Origin of the sequence: Herbaspirillum sp. VT-16-41, from assembly GCF_001994935.1 — a bacterium.
Lineage (GTDB): Bacteria > Pseudomonadota > Gammaproteobacteria > Burkholderiales > Burkholderiaceae_D > Herbaspirillum > Herbaspirillum frisingense.
The window spans coordinates 124,606-138,721 of sequence record NZ_MUXB01000101.1; the positions used below are offsets into that span (position 1 = coordinate 124,606).

At 65.3% G+C, this 14,116-nt stretch carries 15 protein-coding genes; 7 read left to right on the plus strand and 8 right to left on the minus strand.

The features are described 5' to 3' along the window. Positions 1-184: 184 nt before the first annotated feature. Entirely contained in the window at positions 185-1,003 is an 819-nt protein-coding gene (locus BTM36_RS11465; RefSeq protein ID WP_077236374.1) for an outer envelope protein, read from the minus strand. Between the two features lie 310 nt (positions 1,004-1,313). On the opposite strand from BTM36_RS11465, the gene uraH reads away from it, so the two are divergent. Next, entirely contained in the window at positions 1,314-1,667 is a 354-nt protein-coding gene (uraH, locus tag BTM36_RS11470; protein WP_006465218.1) for a hydroxyisourate hydrolase, read from the plus strand. Positions 1,668-1,780: 113 nt separating this feature from the next. On the opposite strand, the gene BTM36_RS11475 is transcribed toward uraH, so the two are convergent. Further along, the gene (locus BTM36_RS11475; protein ID WP_006465219.1) at positions 1,781-2,341 is read right to left on the minus strand and encodes a carbonic anhydrase; all 561 of its coding nucleotides are present in this window, start codon (positions 2,339-2,341) and stop codon (positions 1,781-1,783) included. 346 nt (positions 2,342-2,687) lie between these two features. Here BTM36_RS11475 and BTM36_RS11480 point away from each other — a divergent pair, with 346 nt between their 5' ends. From BTM36_RS11480 to BTM36_RS11495, 4 genes are read left to right on the plus strand one after another with little or no spacing between them, the layout of a single operon-like run. Continuing rightward, positions 2,688-3,407: a hypothetical protein gene (locus BTM36_RS11480; protein WP_006465580.1), complete on the plus strand. Its 720-nt coding sequence runs from the start codon at positions 2,688-2,690 to the stop codon at positions 3,405-3,407. A gap of 27 nt (positions 3,408-3,434) precedes the next feature. Further along, positions 3,435-3,746, plus strand: a complete 312-nt coding sequence (locus BTM36_RS11485; protein WP_006465581.1) for a DUF3649 domain-containing protein — start codon at positions 3,435-3,437, stop codon at positions 3,744-3,746. A 20-nt stretch (positions 3,747-3,766) separates the two neighbouring features. Next, positions 3,767-5,398, plus strand: coding sequence for a PepSY domain-containing protein (locus BTM36_RS11490; protein WP_077236375.1), 1,632 nt, complete (start codon positions 3,767-3,769; stop codon positions 5,396-5,398). After that, the gene (locus BTM36_RS11495) at positions 5,395-5,757 is read left to right on the plus strand and encodes a DUF3325 domain-containing protein (RefSeq protein WP_077236376.1); all 363 of its coding nucleotides are present in this window, start codon (positions 5,395-5,397) and stop codon (positions 5,755-5,757) included. The genes BTM36_RS11490 and BTM36_RS11495 overlap by 4 nt, the downstream gene beginning before the upstream one ends. Before the next feature lie 210 nt (positions 5,758-5,967). On the opposite strand, the gene BTM36_RS11500 is transcribed toward BTM36_RS11495, so the two are convergent. Next, entirely contained in the window at positions 5,968-7,341 is a 1,374-nt protein-coding gene (locus BTM36_RS11500; protein ID WP_077236377.1) for an NAD(P)H-dependent oxidoreductase, read from the minus strand. Positions 7,342-7,480: 139 nt separating this feature from the next. Here BTM36_RS11500 and BTM36_RS11505 point away from each other — a divergent pair, with 139 nt between their 5' ends. Then, entirely contained in the window at positions 7,481-8,410 is a 930-nt protein-coding gene (locus tag BTM36_RS11505; RefSeq protein ID WP_006465585.1) for a LysR family transcriptional regulator, read from the plus strand. Between the two features lie 14 nt (positions 8,411-8,424). Here BTM36_RS11505 and BTM36_RS11510 read toward each other — a convergent pair whose 3' ends face one another. Together BTM36_RS11510 and BTM36_RS11515 are read right to left on the minus strand one after the other, a co-directional pair. Then, positions 8,425-8,613 (minus strand): hypothetical protein, encoded by a 189-nt coding sequence (locus BTM36_RS11510; protein WP_006465586.1) that lies wholly within the window; start codon positions 8,611-8,613, stop codon positions 8,425-8,427. Positions 8,614-8,906: 293 nt separating this feature from the next. After that, the gene (locus BTM36_RS11515) at positions 8,907-9,800 is read right to left on the minus strand and encodes a LysR family transcriptional regulator (protein ID WP_006465587.1); all 894 of its coding nucleotides are present in this window, start codon (positions 9,798-9,800) and stop codon (positions 8,907-8,909) included. Between the two features lie 168 nt (positions 9,801-9,968). Between BTM36_RS11515 and BTM36_RS11520 the strand changes: the two genes are divergently transcribed. Further along, positions 9,969-10,634 carry a peroxiredoxin-like family protein gene (locus BTM36_RS11520; protein WP_077236378.1) on the plus strand — a complete coding sequence of 222 codons (666 nt, stop codon included), beginning with the start codon at positions 9,969-9,971 and terminating at the stop codon, positions 10,632-10,634. Positions 10,635-10,647: 13 nt separating this feature from the next. Here BTM36_RS11520 and BTM36_RS11525 read toward each other — a convergent pair whose 3' ends face one another. The 3 genes from BTM36_RS11525 to BTM36_RS11535 are packed head-to-tail and all read right to left on the minus strand — an operon-like array spanning position 10,648 to position 14,116. Next, positions 10,648-11,964: a tetratricopeptide repeat protein gene (locus BTM36_RS11525; RefSeq protein WP_077236379.1), complete on the minus strand. Its 1,317-nt coding sequence runs from the start codon at positions 11,962-11,964 to the stop codon at positions 10,648-10,650. Between the two features lie 10 nt (positions 11,965-11,974). Further along, positions 11,975-13,621, minus strand: coding sequence for a methyl-accepting chemotaxis protein (locus tag BTM36_RS11530; RefSeq protein WP_077236380.1), 1,647 nt, complete (start codon positions 13,619-13,621; stop codon positions 11,975-11,977). An 18-nt stretch (positions 13,622-13,639) separates the two neighbouring features. Continuing rightward, positions 13,640-14,116, minus strand: coding sequence for a DoxX family protein (locus tag BTM36_RS11535; protein ID WP_006465591.1), 477 nt, complete (start codon positions 14,114-14,116; stop codon positions 13,640-13,642).

The following is a 14,116-nucleotide window of genomic DNA, read 5'->3' on the forward strand; positions in this document are numbered from 1 at the left end:
GGTCATGGCAAGCCGGAACGGGCGAGTATAGGAAGCGGGGAGGGAAAAGGAACTCCTGCAAATTTCGATTTTTTGCAGGAGTTTTTGCGGCGGTTCTTGATCGGCGAGAGCAGATTTCCGGCGTCGAACTTCTTCAATCAGATTCGTCTGAAAGTGCGAAGGACATCCTGACGCGGCAGGGTGATCAGAAGTGGTATTCCACCCGCACCATCGGCGTCTTGGCCAGCGAGCCGGGGACAGTGGAAGGGTTGCCGAACTTGTTGCGCCAGTACTGGTATTCCAGCCCCAGGCGCAGGCTGTTCTTGCCCATGCCCAGGCGGCTGCCGAGGTCATACATCAATTGGGTATCGATGTTGAACTCGGGCGCGGTGGCACCGCCGAATTCATTCTTGCCCTTGGCCGCGATGTAGTTCAGGTAGCCTTCGAAGCCCCAGCCGGAACTACCCAGCGGGATGCCCCAGGCCAGGTTCAGCATGGGGTGCGTGTCATAGCTGTAGCGGCTGCTGATGCCCTTGGGCTGGTTGCTTTCGAACAGGGCCAGCAGGCTCACATTGAGGAAGCCCGGGACATCCATCATCAGGGTCGGGCCGATGACCCACATGCGCTTCTTGGAGGCGTAGCTGTTGTCGTTCTTGGTATTCCAGTCCAGGCCCAGGGTCAGGCCGACGCCGCGTGCCGGGCCGAAAGCCAGATCGCGGCCGCTGATCTTGCCCAGGTCCAGGGTGTGGCGGTAGGTGAGGTAGGCTTCCTGGGCATTGTCGTCCTTGCGGTCCGACATCAGCAGGTCGATATTGAGGAAGTTGGTGCCGTAGCGGTAGCCGCTGCTGTGGGTGAAGTTGAGGATGTTCTTGCTGATGTCCTGGCTGTTGTAGGGTTCGGCAAAGCGGGTGCCGTAGCGATAGCCGATGGCATTGTCGGACCAGTCGGCGGCGTGGGCGGCGCTCGCCGACAGCGCCAGGATGCTGGCCAGTGAGGTGCGCCGGGACAGGAATGGGATGGGCATGAAGTCTCCTCCAGTAAGTGGATAAAATTTTTATAGAGATAGTGTCGTCGTGAGGTACGGCACCGGCATGGATGGGCCGGCAGGCCGGCCTGGCAGGGCGCTCCTGTTGGGAGCGTTGGCATGGCGGCGGGGTGGATCGGCGCTGTGGCCTGCATCGGGTGTCTTCCCCGATTTGGCGGCGGCAGCGCGGTAAGGCATTATGTCCGCTGCATCGATGGCGGGTATAAGCGCACTCGTATAGGCATCGCCGCCCGGCGGTATATCATCGGCCGGCATCGCAATTCAAATCAGACAGGGAAAGGACAGCAACATGGGCAAACTGAGCACGCACGTGCTGGATATCACCAGGGGCAAGCCCGGCGCGGGCGTGAAGCTGGCGCTGTATGCGGTGGCGGAGGGAAGCAAGACCCTGCTCAAGCAGGCCGTCACCAACAGCGATGGCCGCTGCGACGAACCGCTGCTGGCCGGCGACGCACTCAAGGTCGGCAAGTATGAACTGGTGTTTGCGGCCGGCGATTACTTCGCGGCCCAGGGCGTGGAGCTGCCGCAACCGCGCTTTGTCGATGAGGTGGTGATCGCCTTCGGCATCGCCGATGCGACGCAGAACTATCATGTGCCGCTGGTGGTATCGCCGTGGGCGTATTCGACTTATCGCGGGAGTTGATCGGCAGAAGCCGATTCATCCATGCGGTCGATAAAAAATCCGGTCTTCGCAAGAAGCCGGATTTTTTGTTGGGCGCGTGGTTTCGAGGGAGACCAGCGCGCCGAGCGCGGAAATCAGAACTCGTTCTGCAATTTCTTGTAGCCCAGCACCAGTTCATTGTTGGTGCGCGCCACGTCTTCCGAGAATTCCGATGCCGCCACCGTCACACGGGGGATGGTGGAGAGGTCGGTTTTGGGGCCGATGCGTTCGGTGGAGGGGACGTAGAAACCCGGCGGCAGGTCGCAGCCATCGACCACGGCGTTGTGGCGCACCACGCAGCCGGCGCCGATGCTGCAATTGAAGAGCACGCTGTTGAAGCCGATGAAGGCATCGTCACCCACCGTGCAGGGGCCATGCACGATGGCGCGGTGGGCGATGGAGGTGCGCTCGCCGATGGTGACGGCTGCGCCCGACTTGGAGTGGATCACCACGCCATCCTGGATGTTGGAATGGGCGCCGATGATGATAGGCTCCATGTCGCCGTGGGCATCGACCTCGTCGGCGCGGATCACGGCGTAGGGACCGATGAAGACATTCTCATGCACGATCACCTTGCCGCACAGGATGGCGGTGTGGTCGACATAGGCGGATTCGTGGACTTGGGGCCGGTGGCCGGATGGGTTGCGGCGAAGCATGGATCGGTTTCTCCTGGGGATGCGGTGGTGCGGGGCGCCGGCGCGGCCCGGGACAGGCGGGTGCAGCGGCGCGTTCAAGCGGGGAGCGATCATACCCTGTTTGTCCCTGCCCGCCCACCCGACCAGCGGGCAGGGACTTGTCCTGCCGCATCGTAGGTAATATAATTGATAATCATTCTCAAATAATAACCAGTCCTGTCGGACCATCCCTGCGCCAAATGCAAGGGCGAACGGCCGCTGTTTGCAGACTGCGCTGATCCTGATCCTGACGCTCATGTTCATGCTCATGCTCATGCTTATGCGCCGCTTGCCCACCTACACAACATCACTCGAAAGGAATTCCTTCATGAAGCGTTTGGCGATCGTCTCCGGCCTGTTCACCTCCCTGTTGCTGGCCCTGCCGGCGGGGGCGCACCAGGTCTGGCTGCAGCAGGACGGCAAGCAGGCGAAACTGTATTTCGGCGAATTCGGCGACAACCTGCGCGAAGTCTCGCCCGGCCTGCTGGACAAGTTCGTTTCGCCCAGCGCAGTGCTGATCGGCCCGCAGGGCGACCGTACCCTGGAACTGAGCAAGGCGGCCAATGCCTTCAATCTGTCGGCCAGCGCCGGCAAGGGCGAATCCATCGTGGCCGAGGATGCCCACTACCCGGTCTTCGAGAACAAGCACGCCACCCCGCCCACCCGCACCGCCTGGACTCCGGCAGCACGTCTGGTGACTTCGCAGCAGGCCCAGGAGCCGCGCCTGGCGCTGGACATCGTCCCCACCGGCAAGCCCGGCCAGTTCAAGGTCAGCTACAAGAACGCCGCGCTGCCCAAGGCCAAGGTCGGTCTGGTGACGCCCTCGGGCTGGATGAAGGAAGCCCATTCCGATGCCGAGGGCCTGGTGCAGTTCGACCTGCCCTGGCAGGGGGTGTACGTGGCCGAAGTACACCACACCGACAAGACCGCCGGTGAACGCGACGGCAAGGCCTATGACATCGCCAGCTTCGTGACCACCCTGTCGCTGGTCCAGCCCAAGGGCCTGAAGGCCTTGCCGGCGGCACCTGCGGCCACGCCCAACAAGTAAGCCGGGCGTCCTCCTTCCATGGCAAGCATGAAACCGATTTCTTCCAGCGGCCCGACCTTGCACTATCGCCTGGCCGTGTTCTCCCGCGCCCTGGCCGCCGTCGGTGGCGGTTATGTGATCAGCACGCTCAGTACGATGGTGTTGGCGCGCCTGCTGCCGATGGCGCCGGCCGACGCGGTGATGACGGCGACCATGCTGTCCTTCGCCATCTTCACCTGCGCCGTGATCTGGGTCTTTGCAGCGCGTAGCGCCGCGCGGTCCTGGCTTGGGCTGGCGCTGCCGGCGCTGCTGCTGGCCTTGCTGGCCTGGCTGACCGGAACCGGGAGCGTGCTGCCGTGAGGGAGGGATTCCGACAATCGATGGCCTGGCTGCATACCTGGTGCGGCTTGCTGGTGTGCTGGGTGCTGCTGCTGGTGTTTGCCGGCGGTACCGCCAGCTATTACAAGGAAGAGATCAGCCTGTGGATGATGCCGGAGCTGCACGCTACCCGTTCGGCACCGGTGCCGCAGGCCCAGGCCATCGAGCATGCTGTGGCCTATCTGCAGCAGAAGGCACCGCGGGCCGAGCGCTGGTTCATCACCCTGCCGGCCGAGCGCAGCGTGGCCATGCGGGTGGGCTGGGTGGCGCCGGCTGGGGATGGCACGGGCGGTAAGGGCGCCAGCGCGCGCAGCCGCTTCAAGAGCGAGCGCATCGACGCCGCCACCGGCCAGCCGCTGGCACAGGTGCGCGACACACGCGGCGGCGAGTTCCTGTACCGCCTGCATTTCGACCTGCATTACATGCCGGTGCAATGGGCGCGCTGGATCGTCAGTATCTGTGCGCTGTTCATGCTGGTGGCCATCATCAGCGGGGTGATCACGCACAAACGCATCTTCAAGGACTTCTTCACCTTCCGCCCCCACAAGGGGCAGCGTTCCTGGCTCGATGCCCACAACGCCACGGCGGTGCTGGCGCTGCCGTTTCACTTGATGATCACCTATACCGGGTTGGTCACGCTGATGTTCATGATCATGCCCTGGGGCGTGCAAAGCGCCTACCGCGACAAGGGTGGCGAAACCGCCTTCTTCGAGACCGTGTTCCCCGGCACCGCCGGTCGCGTCAAGCCGGCCGGCGTGGCGGCGCCCCTCACCGCGCTGGCGCCGCTGGCGGCCCAGGCACAGCAACACTGGCAGGGCGCGCCACTGGCCGTGCTGGTGGTCAACAACCCGGGCGACGCCAAGGCCACCGTGGTCATCACGCGGCAGAAGATGAGCACGCTGTCCTCCCTGCAACCGGGGCTGATGTACCAGGGCGTGACAGGCGAACGACTGGCCGCCTATGGCGACGATCCCAGTGCGACCGCCGTCACCCGGGGGGCGCTGTATGGCCTGCACCTGGCGCATTTCGCCGATCCCTGGCTGCGGGCGCTGTTCTTCCTGTGCGGCCTGTCAGGCTACCTGATGGTGGCCAGCGGCGCCGTGCTGTGGGCGGTCAAGACGCGCCAGAAGGAGGCCAAGGCCATCGCCGGCGGCGCACGCGCCAGCTTCGGCCTGCGACTGGTGGAGGCGCTCAACATCGGCGCCATCGCCGGCCTGCCGATCGCCTTGGCCAGTTACTTCTGGGCCAACCGCTTGCTGCCGCTGGAATTGCACCAGCGCGCACAGATGGAAATCAACCTCTTCTTCGCTGCCTGGGCGGTGGCGGCGGTGCTGGCGCAAGTGCGTCCGGACCTGCGCATGTGGCGCCTGCAACTGGGGTTGGGCGCGGCGCTGTTCATCGGCCTTCCGCTGCTCAACGTGTTCACGACGCAATCCCACCTGGGTGTGACGCTCCTGCTGGGCCATGGTCCCTGGCCCGTGGCGGCATTTGATCTCACTGTGCTGGCGCTGGGGATTGCTCTGGCGATGGCCGAGCGGGTACTGGCGCGGCGCCAGCGCAAGCGCCAGGATGGCCTGCAGGCCGCGCCGGCCAAGTCCAGGGTCGAGCGCGACCCCGTGGAGGAAACAGCATGACAGCCTTCGGATTCCTGCTCGCGCTGGGCCTGGCCTACTGCGCCTGGAGCGCCCTGGCACTGGCCATGGACCGGCACTATGCCGAGCTGCACGGACGCGGCGCCGAGCCCGCACCGCCGGTGCGTCGTCGCCTGCGGCAACTGGGTGGGCTGGGTCTGGTGGCCAGCCTGGCGGTGACGATGCGCATGCAAGGCTGGAGCGTGGGGATGGTGGCCGGCCTGGGCGTATTGACCCTGTCTGCACTGCTGCAGGTACTGGCCTTGACCTACTGGCCCACCCGCGGGCCGGCGCTGACGCGGTTCGTCCTGTTCGGACTGCCGGTCCTGCTGCTGTTGTGGGCGATGGAAAACCTGTTGTGATGCACTGCCCGGAAAGTCGCTGCCAGTCAGGTCTGGCGCGCATTGCGCGCAGCGGGTTTGATTTGGATTAAGGGTCGGCTTGCCAAATTCAGGTCCAATCTCAACTCCTCTCTGTTGTATTTGCGGGCTGCGGCAATTTTTGCTGCAGCCCTTTTTTCTCCCCCCCTTTATTCCCGCCTTTGTTCCCGCCAGCAAGGCCGAGCAAGCCGCTTATGCAGCCTGCTCCGATGGTGGTGGCAACAAGCCCATCTCGCTGCGGAAAAGCGCCTCCATGTCACGCCGCACGCGGATGGCTTCGCGGCTGTCATCGATGCTCACATCGGCCCAGCTCAGCGTCTGCCCGGCCGCCACGGCGCGCCGCAGGACGATGCCATGCGCCAGGCCGATGGGCAGGGCCTCGTGGTTCAGCGATGCCGCCGCCGGCATCAGCTTGCCGTAGACCATGTAGCCGCCTTCGCCATCGAGTCTTTCTCCGGCCTGCAGGTCGCGCTTGGCCACGGCCACCGTATCGCCGTTGAAGCCCAGCGTGCTGCCGGTGGGCTGGCCGCGCACGGCGATGCTGGCCACCGAATAGCCCAGTTCCAGGCCAATCAGGTGATAGGGCTTGTACATGGAGGCGTAACGGCCGCTGGCATCGGTCTTCAGGCCGTACTGCGCGAAGCAGTCGCGCACGTAGTCGGTGGGGGCTTCGAAGGTGACGTAGACGCCCCAGCGCAGATCGCGCGATACCGGCCGGCCATCGCGCTCCAGCGAGGACACCACCTCCACCGTGCCGGCGTGCGGCAGCAGCCCGCCATCGGCACGCGGACGCAGCAGGGTCGGCAGGTCATCCACGCCGCAGGGCGGGAAGGCCAGGCCGCTGTCGGCCGGATGCAGGCCGCAGGCGTTGGCCACGGCCGCCATCTCCAGCGCCGACTTGGTGCCGTCGAGGAAGGAATTGAACATCTGCGCGTTGAAGTCGCCGCCGGCCACCTGTTCCTCGGAAAAGCCGTAATGGCCCCACACCGTATCGGGCGTGGACTGATGGTACTGCGGCAGGTACTTGGTCCCCTTGCCGGCACAGACCACGTCGAAACCCGAAGTACGCGCCCAATCGACCATCTCGGCGATGAGGGCCGGCTGGTCGCCGTAGGCCATGGAATAGAGGATCCCGGCTTCGGCGGCGCGCCGTGCCAGCAGCGGCCCGGCCAGGGCATCGGCTTCGACGTTGACCATGATGATGTGCTTGCGATGCGCACAGCACAGCAGGGCGTGACGGATGCCGGCGGCCGGGCTGCCGGTGGCGTCGATGATGATGTCGATCTGGGGCTGCGCGATCAAGGCTTCGGCATCGTCCTGGATGAAGGTACTGCCGTGGCGCAGCGCCTCCTCCCAGGAGCGGGCGCCATACTGTCCGGCCACCCAGCCCACCCGCTGCAGCGCTGCCTGTGCCCGCGCCGGCGAGAGATCGGCAATGCCCAGCAGATGCACGCCCGGCGTGCGCGGCACCTGGGACAGGAACATCGAACCGAACTTGCCGGCACCGATCAGGCCGACTCGCACAGGCTTGCCCTGTGCCGCCAGCGCCTTGAGTTGATGGAACATGCTTGCCACGGGTTTCTCCTAGTCACATCGGCCGGTCGGCCAGTGAAAAAAGAGTAGCATTGGGGTTTTGTCGCGTAAATGTCGAGATTTGCACACTGCTCGTGTGAAAATTCACATGCCACGCCCATCAAGAGAACCTATGCACAGCTTCGACTGGGACGATCTGCAAGCCTTTCTCGCCGTGGTACGCGCCGGCCGCCTGACGGTCGCGGCGCGCAAGCTGGGGGTGGATCATTCCACGCTGAGCCGCCGCATCGTGGCGCTGGAGCGTGCCATCGGCCAGACCCTGTTCGACCGTCGCGCCAACGGCTACGCGCTCACTGTCGAAGGCGAGCGACTGGTGCCCGATGCCGAGGCCATGGAAAACCTGGCTGTGCGCATCGGCGCCCGCCAGGATGACCCGGCCCAGGGGCTGACCGGCTCGGTGCGCATCGGCACGCCCGAGGCCTGGGGTACCTACTTCCTGGCTGCGCAACTGCAGGCGCTGGCGCAGCGGCATCCCGAGCTGGAGGTGGAGCTGGTGGCCAATCCCCGCATGTTCAGCCTGTCCCGGCGCGAGGCCGATATCGCCATCAGCATGACGCGACCGGAGCAGGGCCGGCTGATCGCACGCCGGCTCAATGATTATTCGCTGGGGGTCTACGCCAGTGCTGATTACCTGGCGCGCCACGGCCCGCTGACACAGCGGCAGCAGCTGCAGGGGCAGCGTTGGGTCGGCTATATCGAGGATCTGATGTGGTCGCCTGAACTGGACTACCTGGCCGAGATTTCACCGGCCATCCGGCCGCAGGTGCGCATCTCCAATGTCATCAGCCAGGTGCAGGCGGTAAAGGCAGGTGTCGGCATGGGCGTGCTGCCTTGCTTCCTGGCACGCCGCGAGCCGGGATTGATCCGGGTGCTGCCGCAAGAGATTGCGCTGTCCCGCTGCTATTGGCTGGTCACGCATGCGGATGCGCGCGATCTGTTGCGGGTACAGGTGGTGGCGGACTTCATCGTGGACCGGCTGGCAGCCCTGGGGGAGGAGTTCTGGGGAGCGGGGCCGGCCGAAGTGCCACCGGCCACCGCTTGAGTTGGCTTCGCGCTTCAGTTGCCGCGGGCCTTGGCGATGGTTTCGCGGGCAGCTTCCATCAGGGCGGCTGGTTCAGGGGCGTTGGATTCCAGGTAGGAGTTTTCCAGTGTCACCGAAAGATTGCTCATCTTCTCCGATAACTCCGCCAATGCCACGCTGAGCTCACACATCAGGGCCGAGATGTTTTTGGGGGACTGCGTCATGCCGTTTTCCTTTCAGATGTCGCACTGTGACTGCTGTGCGAGACCCGGGGCAGGTTCATCGCGCATGCAGGCTGGTGCGTACCAATCGATTACGTCGTGAGCTTTGGCTATTCTAAGTCAAGCCGAATGCAGGTACGACCACCGGCCTGAATAAAAGTGCGACAAATCTGCCTGCGAAGTGCAGGCTTGTTGTGCTGTGGACATGAAGCCGCGCTCAGCGTTGCTGCAACGGCATGTGAGTGCGATGACGCCTTGCCGTCGTGCGATACCGGGGCGCTGGCGCCCCAGCGGATTCAGGCGGCGAGGGCCTGCTGCAACATGATTTCCTCGACGAAATCGGCAAACGCCCTGGCCTTGGCCGAGGCCATGCGTCCGGTGGGAAACACCGCCCACAGCGCGATCTCGGGCAGCGACCAGTCCGGCAACAGACGTTGCACGCTGCCATCGGCCAGTTCAGGGGCGAACATCCAGTCGGAGACGATGGTCAGGCCGATGCCGGCCAGTACCCCGGCCCGGATCCCTTCGGCGGCGTTGAAGCGTACCCGCCCGCTCACCAATACCGACACTTCGCTGCCTTCCCGCGTGAAGGTCCAGACATTGCTCAACTGGCTGAAGACCAATGTTTCGTGGGCTGACAGGTCGGCCGGCACCCGCGGGGCGTCGATCTGCTTCAGGTAACTGGCGCTGGCCAGCACGGAACGCCGGCTGGTGGCCAGCTTGCGCGCGACCACGCCGGAGTCGGCCAGGCTGCCCATGCGCAGCGAGACATCGATGCCCTCGGCGATCAGGTCGATGGTGCGGTCGTCCAGAATCACATCGACCTCCAGCCCGGGGTGGCGTGCCAGGAAATGCGGCAGATGGGGAATCACGAACAGTCGCGCAAAGGTCGGCGCGGCAGAAATGCGCAGCCGCCCGGACAGCCCGGCACCGGCGCCCCGGGCCGCCAGTTCGGCTTCGTCGGCCTCCTGGATCGCCACGCGGGCACGCTCGTAGAAACGCAGCCCGGCCTCGGTCGGCGTGAGTCCATGGGTGGAGCGCAGCAGCAGCTTGACCTGCAGCTTGTCTTCCAGCTGCGCCACGGTCTTGGAGACGGCCGGTTGCCCCACGCCCAGTACCCGCGCCGCGCCGGAAAAGGACCCTGCCTCCACCACCCGCACAAAACTCGTCATTGCCAGCAAGCGATCCATGTCTCACCCATTCCTGTTTGGAATGAGCATTATAGCTGGCAGCTATCTGCCATTCCTGTCGATGGGGGAACAGAATGCATTCCATCGGCTGGCGCACACACCACCGGCCGCCACGCTGCAGGACCCACTCAACCCCAGCAACAGAAAACAGGAAACAGGAGCTTCATCATGACTTTGCAAGACCGACTCGACGCATTCAAGGCTGACTTCGTGGCCGGCAAGCCGCCCTACAACGTGCCACCCGCCGTGATCGCCACCATGCAACGCGCCACCGACGAACTGATCGCCTCGGGCGCGGCGCAACGAGCGCTCAAGGCCGGTGACCGCGCACCCGATTTCGTCCTGCCCGACCCCGAGGGCAAGCCAGTGTCGTCCACCGAATTGCTGGCCGAGGGGCCGCTGGTGCTGAGCTTCTATCGCGGCGTCTGGTGCCCCTACTGCAACATGGAATTGCAGGCGCTGCAGGAAGCACTGCCGGCCATGCGCGATCTGGGTGCCCGCCTGGTGGCGATCTCGCCGCAGTTGCCGGCCAACAGCCGCAAGGCATTGCGTCAGAATGCACTGGAATTCCCCATCCTGTCGGATAGCCACAATGAAGTGGCGGCCGCCTTCGGCCTGCGCTTCACCTTGCCTGACTATCTGGTGCAGCTCTATCAGTCGCTCAAGAACGACCTGCCGGCCTTCAATGGCGACCCGGGCTGGACCCTGCCGATGCCGGCGCGCTATGTGATCGGTCGTGATGGCGTCATCGTCTACGCCGAGGTCAATCCCGACTACACGCGCCGTCCCGATCCGTCGGACATGCTGCCGGCCATTCGCCAGGCGGCGCTCTGATCGGAGGATGGCGTCAGTGCCGGGCCAGCACGACCAGGCCCGGCACGGCCTGCTGCATTTCCACGCGCAGGCTTTCTTCGCGGATCAGCAGCGGATGCAGGCCGGCAGTGCGCAGGCAGCCTTCGAGGTAGGCGCGCTGGTGGCGGAAGCGACCACTGGCGTGGAGATGGTAGGGGGCCGCGTGTTCGCTGTCGGCCAGTTCCACGGTGAAGAACAGATGTCCGCCCTGACGCAGCGATTGCGCGGCGGCGCTGAAGAACGCCTCCAGTTGACCGCAGTAGATCAGCACATCGCACGCCACGATCAGGTCGTAATGGTGTGCGTGCGTGCTCATCCATTCGCTTACTTCAGCCTGTGCCAGATGGGCATAGTCGTGATGGCGGGCGGCGTGGCCCAGCATGTTGGGCGACAGGTCTATCCCTTCCAGCCGGCGCGCATAGGGTGCCAGTACCGGTGCGCACAGGCCGGTGCCACAGCCGGCGTCCAGCACGTCCAGCACCGTCTGCGGTGGTGGCAGCTCGGCCTGCAATACCGCCGCCAATACCTGCGGGCCACGATATTCCAGATGCGACACCAGGTTGCTGTCGAAATGATCGGCATAGTCGTCGAAGCGACGCACGATGTAGTCACGCGGTACCGTATCGCTGGGCAGGCCGGCATAGGCCGCATGCATGTGGGTGGCGATGGGGTGGCCGGGTTCTTCCTGCAGCCATTGGCGGCAGACCTCGGCCGCCTGTTGCGGCTGCCCCAGGAAGTAGTGGGAGATGGCCAGCAGCTCGCGTGACTTGCCTTCATGCGGCGGCAACACATAGGCCATGCACTGGTAGCGCGAACTGAGCATGCGCTCGCCGGCCTGGCCGTGCAGTTCTGCCAGCTGGTGCATGGCGGGCTGCCATTGCGGGTCGATCGCCAGGGCCCGTTCACAGGCACCGATGGCCGCCTCGTTCTTGCCCTGGGCGCGCAGGGCGGCACCCAGGTTGTTCCACAGCTGCGCGTCGTCCGGTCGCAGGGCGAGGGCGTCGTCGTAGGCCTTGGCCGCCGCTGCGAATTGCTGGCAGGCGAACAGCACATTGCCCAGGTCATTGCACCAGTCGGGATCGGGCGCGGCCAGTTCGGCCGCCTGGTGCATCAGGGCCAGACCTTCATCATGCTGGCCGCGCTGGTGCAGCAATACACCCAGGTAATGCAGCGCCGCTGCATGGTGCTCGTCGAGCTCCAGCAGCAGACGATAGTCGTCTTCGGCGTCGTCCAGGCGGCCGGCGGCGTGATGGGCGAATGCAGAAGTGAAGCTTTGTTCGACGAGGTCTTGCAGTGCGTTTGAATGGGCCAAGTGGAGCTCCTTATCGGGATAGCAGGACCGGGGCCGGGCCGGCGATGGCGGCGCTGGCGGCGCTGGCGACGCTGGAGTGCCGCAGCGGATCGGCCTCTGTGGTCGATGACGCCAGCGTGAAAGCGGCTACCGATGTGGTCAGGGCGACAGCCTGGGCGGTCAGGCCGTGGGCCGCTGCCGAGGTCTGCTCCACCAGTGCGGCGTTCTGTTGGGTGGCCTGGTCCATATCCACCAGGGTGCGGCTGACCCGGTCGATGCCTTCGGCTTGTTCGCGGGTGGCGGTGGCGATGTCATGGACGGTGCTCATCACGTGGCCGAACGACACCACGATCTGCCCGATGGCCTGGTCGGCCTGCCTGACCTGATCAGCCGCCTGGCCTACCGAACCGATCGAATCCGCGATCAGTTCCTTGACTTCGCGCGCCGCTTCGGCGCTGCGCAGTGCCAATGAGCGGACTTCTGCGGCGACCACCGCGAAACCACGCCCCTGGCTGCCTGCGCGGGCCGCTTCCACCGCCGCGTTCAGGGCCAGGATGTTGGTCTGGAAGGCGATGCCATCGATCACGCTGACAATGTCTGAAATGCGTCCTGCGCTGGCGGTGACGCGCGCCATGGCGCCGGCGATGCCGCCCATGACCTGCCCACCGCGCTGGGCGTCGTGGGCGGCGGTGGCGGCCAGGGCGTTGGTGTGTTCGGCGTTCTGTGCGTTGTTGCCGACGGCTGCCGACAACTGCCGCAGGGTGGCGGCGGTCTCTTCCAGTGCGGCGGCTTGTGCTTCGGTGCGTTGCGCCAGTTCACCATTGCCTTGCGCGATGTCGCGCGCGCCCTGATGCACATCACGGGTGGCATCGCGGATGTTGACGACGGTGGCGCCCAGGCTCTCCTGCATGCGCGCCAGCGCCGCCAGCAGCACCCCGATCTCATTGCGGGAAATGCCCTGCACCGGATGGCCGAGATTGCCGTCGGCGATGCGGTCGAAATGCTGTGCAGCCTGCCTCAGCGGCTTGAGCACCAGTCGCCCGAACAGCCACCAGCACAGGCCGGCGAGCAACAACGAGCAAGCCAGCATCGCGACGGCCAGGTAGGTGGTGGTTGCGATACGTCGCTCGGCGGCCAGGCGCAGATCGTCACGCACGGTTTCGGCCTGGGCGATCACCTCGCGCAGGGTGGCGGCGAATTCACGGTCGGCGGCTTCCGCACTGACGGTCGCAGCCGCATAGTCGTCCAGCGAGACGTCATAGAGCGCGACCTCGCGCAGGCCGAGGACCTTGGTATAGGCCTCGTAGGCCTGGTTCACGCGGACGACCTGGGCCTCGGCCATCGCCTCGGCCGGCAGTGTCCTGCGGTAGCCCTCGAAGGCCTTGCGGGCCGCCTGCAGGGCGGCCGAGGCACGCCGGGTGTAGTCGTTGGACTTGATCTGGTCATCCTTGACCAGGTTGATATAGGCGTTGTCCATGTTGATCAGGGTCGACAGGAACAGCCGCTCGGTATCGTGCAGGGGCTGGATGCGCTGGTCCGACAGCACGATCAGGGCGGTGGTGGCCTGGGCCGCCGCCCGTGCGCCTTGCCAGGCGATGCCCACTGCGATCCACAAGGCCAGGGAGAAAATACCCACCACCAGCAGCAATGCGCTGCGTAAGCTCAGTCTTGCCAGCATGTTCGGCTCCCGCGCAGTTCAACGCAGACCGAGGCGATGGTCCAGCGACCAGGTGCCGCCACCGCGTGCCACCAGCAGCAGGAGCAAGCCGGCCCAGGACAGGTGCGTCGGCCAGGCATCGGGATAGACAAAGATCTCGATGACCGCCGTCATGCCCAGCAGGGCCAGCGCGGCGCCGCGGGTGAACAGACCCAGCACCAGCAGCAGCGGGAACAGGTGTTCCGCATAGGCCGCCAGGTGCGCGGCGAGATCGGGCGGCACCAGCGGCAGCCGGTATTCCTCCTGGAACAGGACGTAGGTGCTGTCCTTGATGGTGAGCCAGCCGCTGACCTTGGTGCGGCCGGAGAGAAAGAAGATCGCCGCGATCGCCACCCGTGCCACCAGGGCCAGCAGGGTGTCGCTGATGAGACCCTGGGCGAGCCCTGCGGCGCGGTTCCAGAGCGTGGGGCGGACTTGGTCGACCGTGGTGGCCGGCAGGGCGCTGCGATGTTGCAT

What these genes read in the sequence shown, in the direction of transcription:
- BTM36_RS11480 (WP_006465580.1), top strand. Translation starts at nt 2,688, where the DNA reads ATGAAGCGTTTGGCGATCGTCTCCGGCCTGTTCACCTCCCTGTTGCTG.
- BTM36_RS11515 (WP_006465587.1), bottom strand. Translation starts at nt 9,800, where the DNA reads ATGGATCGCTTGCTGGCAATGACGAGTTTTGTGCGGGTGGTGGAGGCA.
- BTM36_RS11495 (WP_077236376.1), top strand. Translation starts at nt 5,395, where the DNA reads ATGACAGCCTTCGGATTCCTGCTCGCGCTGGGCCTGGCCTACTGCGCC.
- BTM36_RS11505 (WP_006465585.1), top strand. Translation starts at nt 7,481, where the DNA reads ATGCACAGCTTCGACTGGGACGATCTGCAAGCCTTTCTCGCCGTGGTA.
- BTM36_RS11465 (WP_077236374.1), bottom strand. Translation starts at nt 1,003, where the DNA reads ATGCCCATCCCATTCCTGTCCCGGCGCACCTCACTGGCCAGCATCCTG.
- BTM36_RS11500 (WP_077236377.1), bottom strand. Translation starts at nt 7,341, where the DNA reads ATGTTCCATCAACTCAAGGCGCTGGCGGCACAGGGCAAGCCTGTGCGA.
- BTM36_RS11490 (WP_077236375.1), top strand. Translation starts at nt 3,767, where the DNA reads ATGGCCTGGCTGCATACCTGGTGCGGCTTGCTGGTGTGCTGGGTGCTG.
- BTM36_RS11475 (WP_006465219.1), bottom strand. Translation starts at nt 2,341, where the DNA reads ATGCTTCGCCGCAACCCATCCGGCCACCGGCCCCAAGTCCACGAATCC.
- BTM36_RS11520 (WP_077236378.1), top strand. Translation starts at nt 9,969, where the DNA reads ATGACTTTGCAAGACCGACTCGACGCATTCAAGGCTGACTTCGTGGCC.
- uraH (WP_006465218.1), top strand. Translation starts at nt 1,314, where the DNA reads ATGGGCAAACTGAGCACGCACGTGCTGGATATCACCAGGGGCAAGCCC.
- BTM36_RS11510 (WP_006465586.1), bottom strand. Translation starts at nt 8,613, where the DNA reads ATGACGCAGTCCCCCAAAAACATCTCGGCCCTGATGTGTGAGCTCAGC.
- BTM36_RS11530 (WP_077236380.1), bottom strand. Translation starts at nt 13,621, where the DNA reads ATGCTGGCAAGACTGAGCTTACGCAGCGCATTGCTGCTGGTGGTGGGT.
- BTM36_RS11535 (WP_006465591.1), bottom strand. Translation starts at nt 14,116, where the DNA reads ATGCAACATCGCAGCGCCCTGCCGGCCACCACGGTCGACCAAGTCCGC.
- BTM36_RS11485 (WP_006465581.1), top strand. Translation starts at nt 3,435, where the DNA reads ATGAAACCGATTTCTTCCAGCGGCCCGACCTTGCACTATCGCCTGGCC.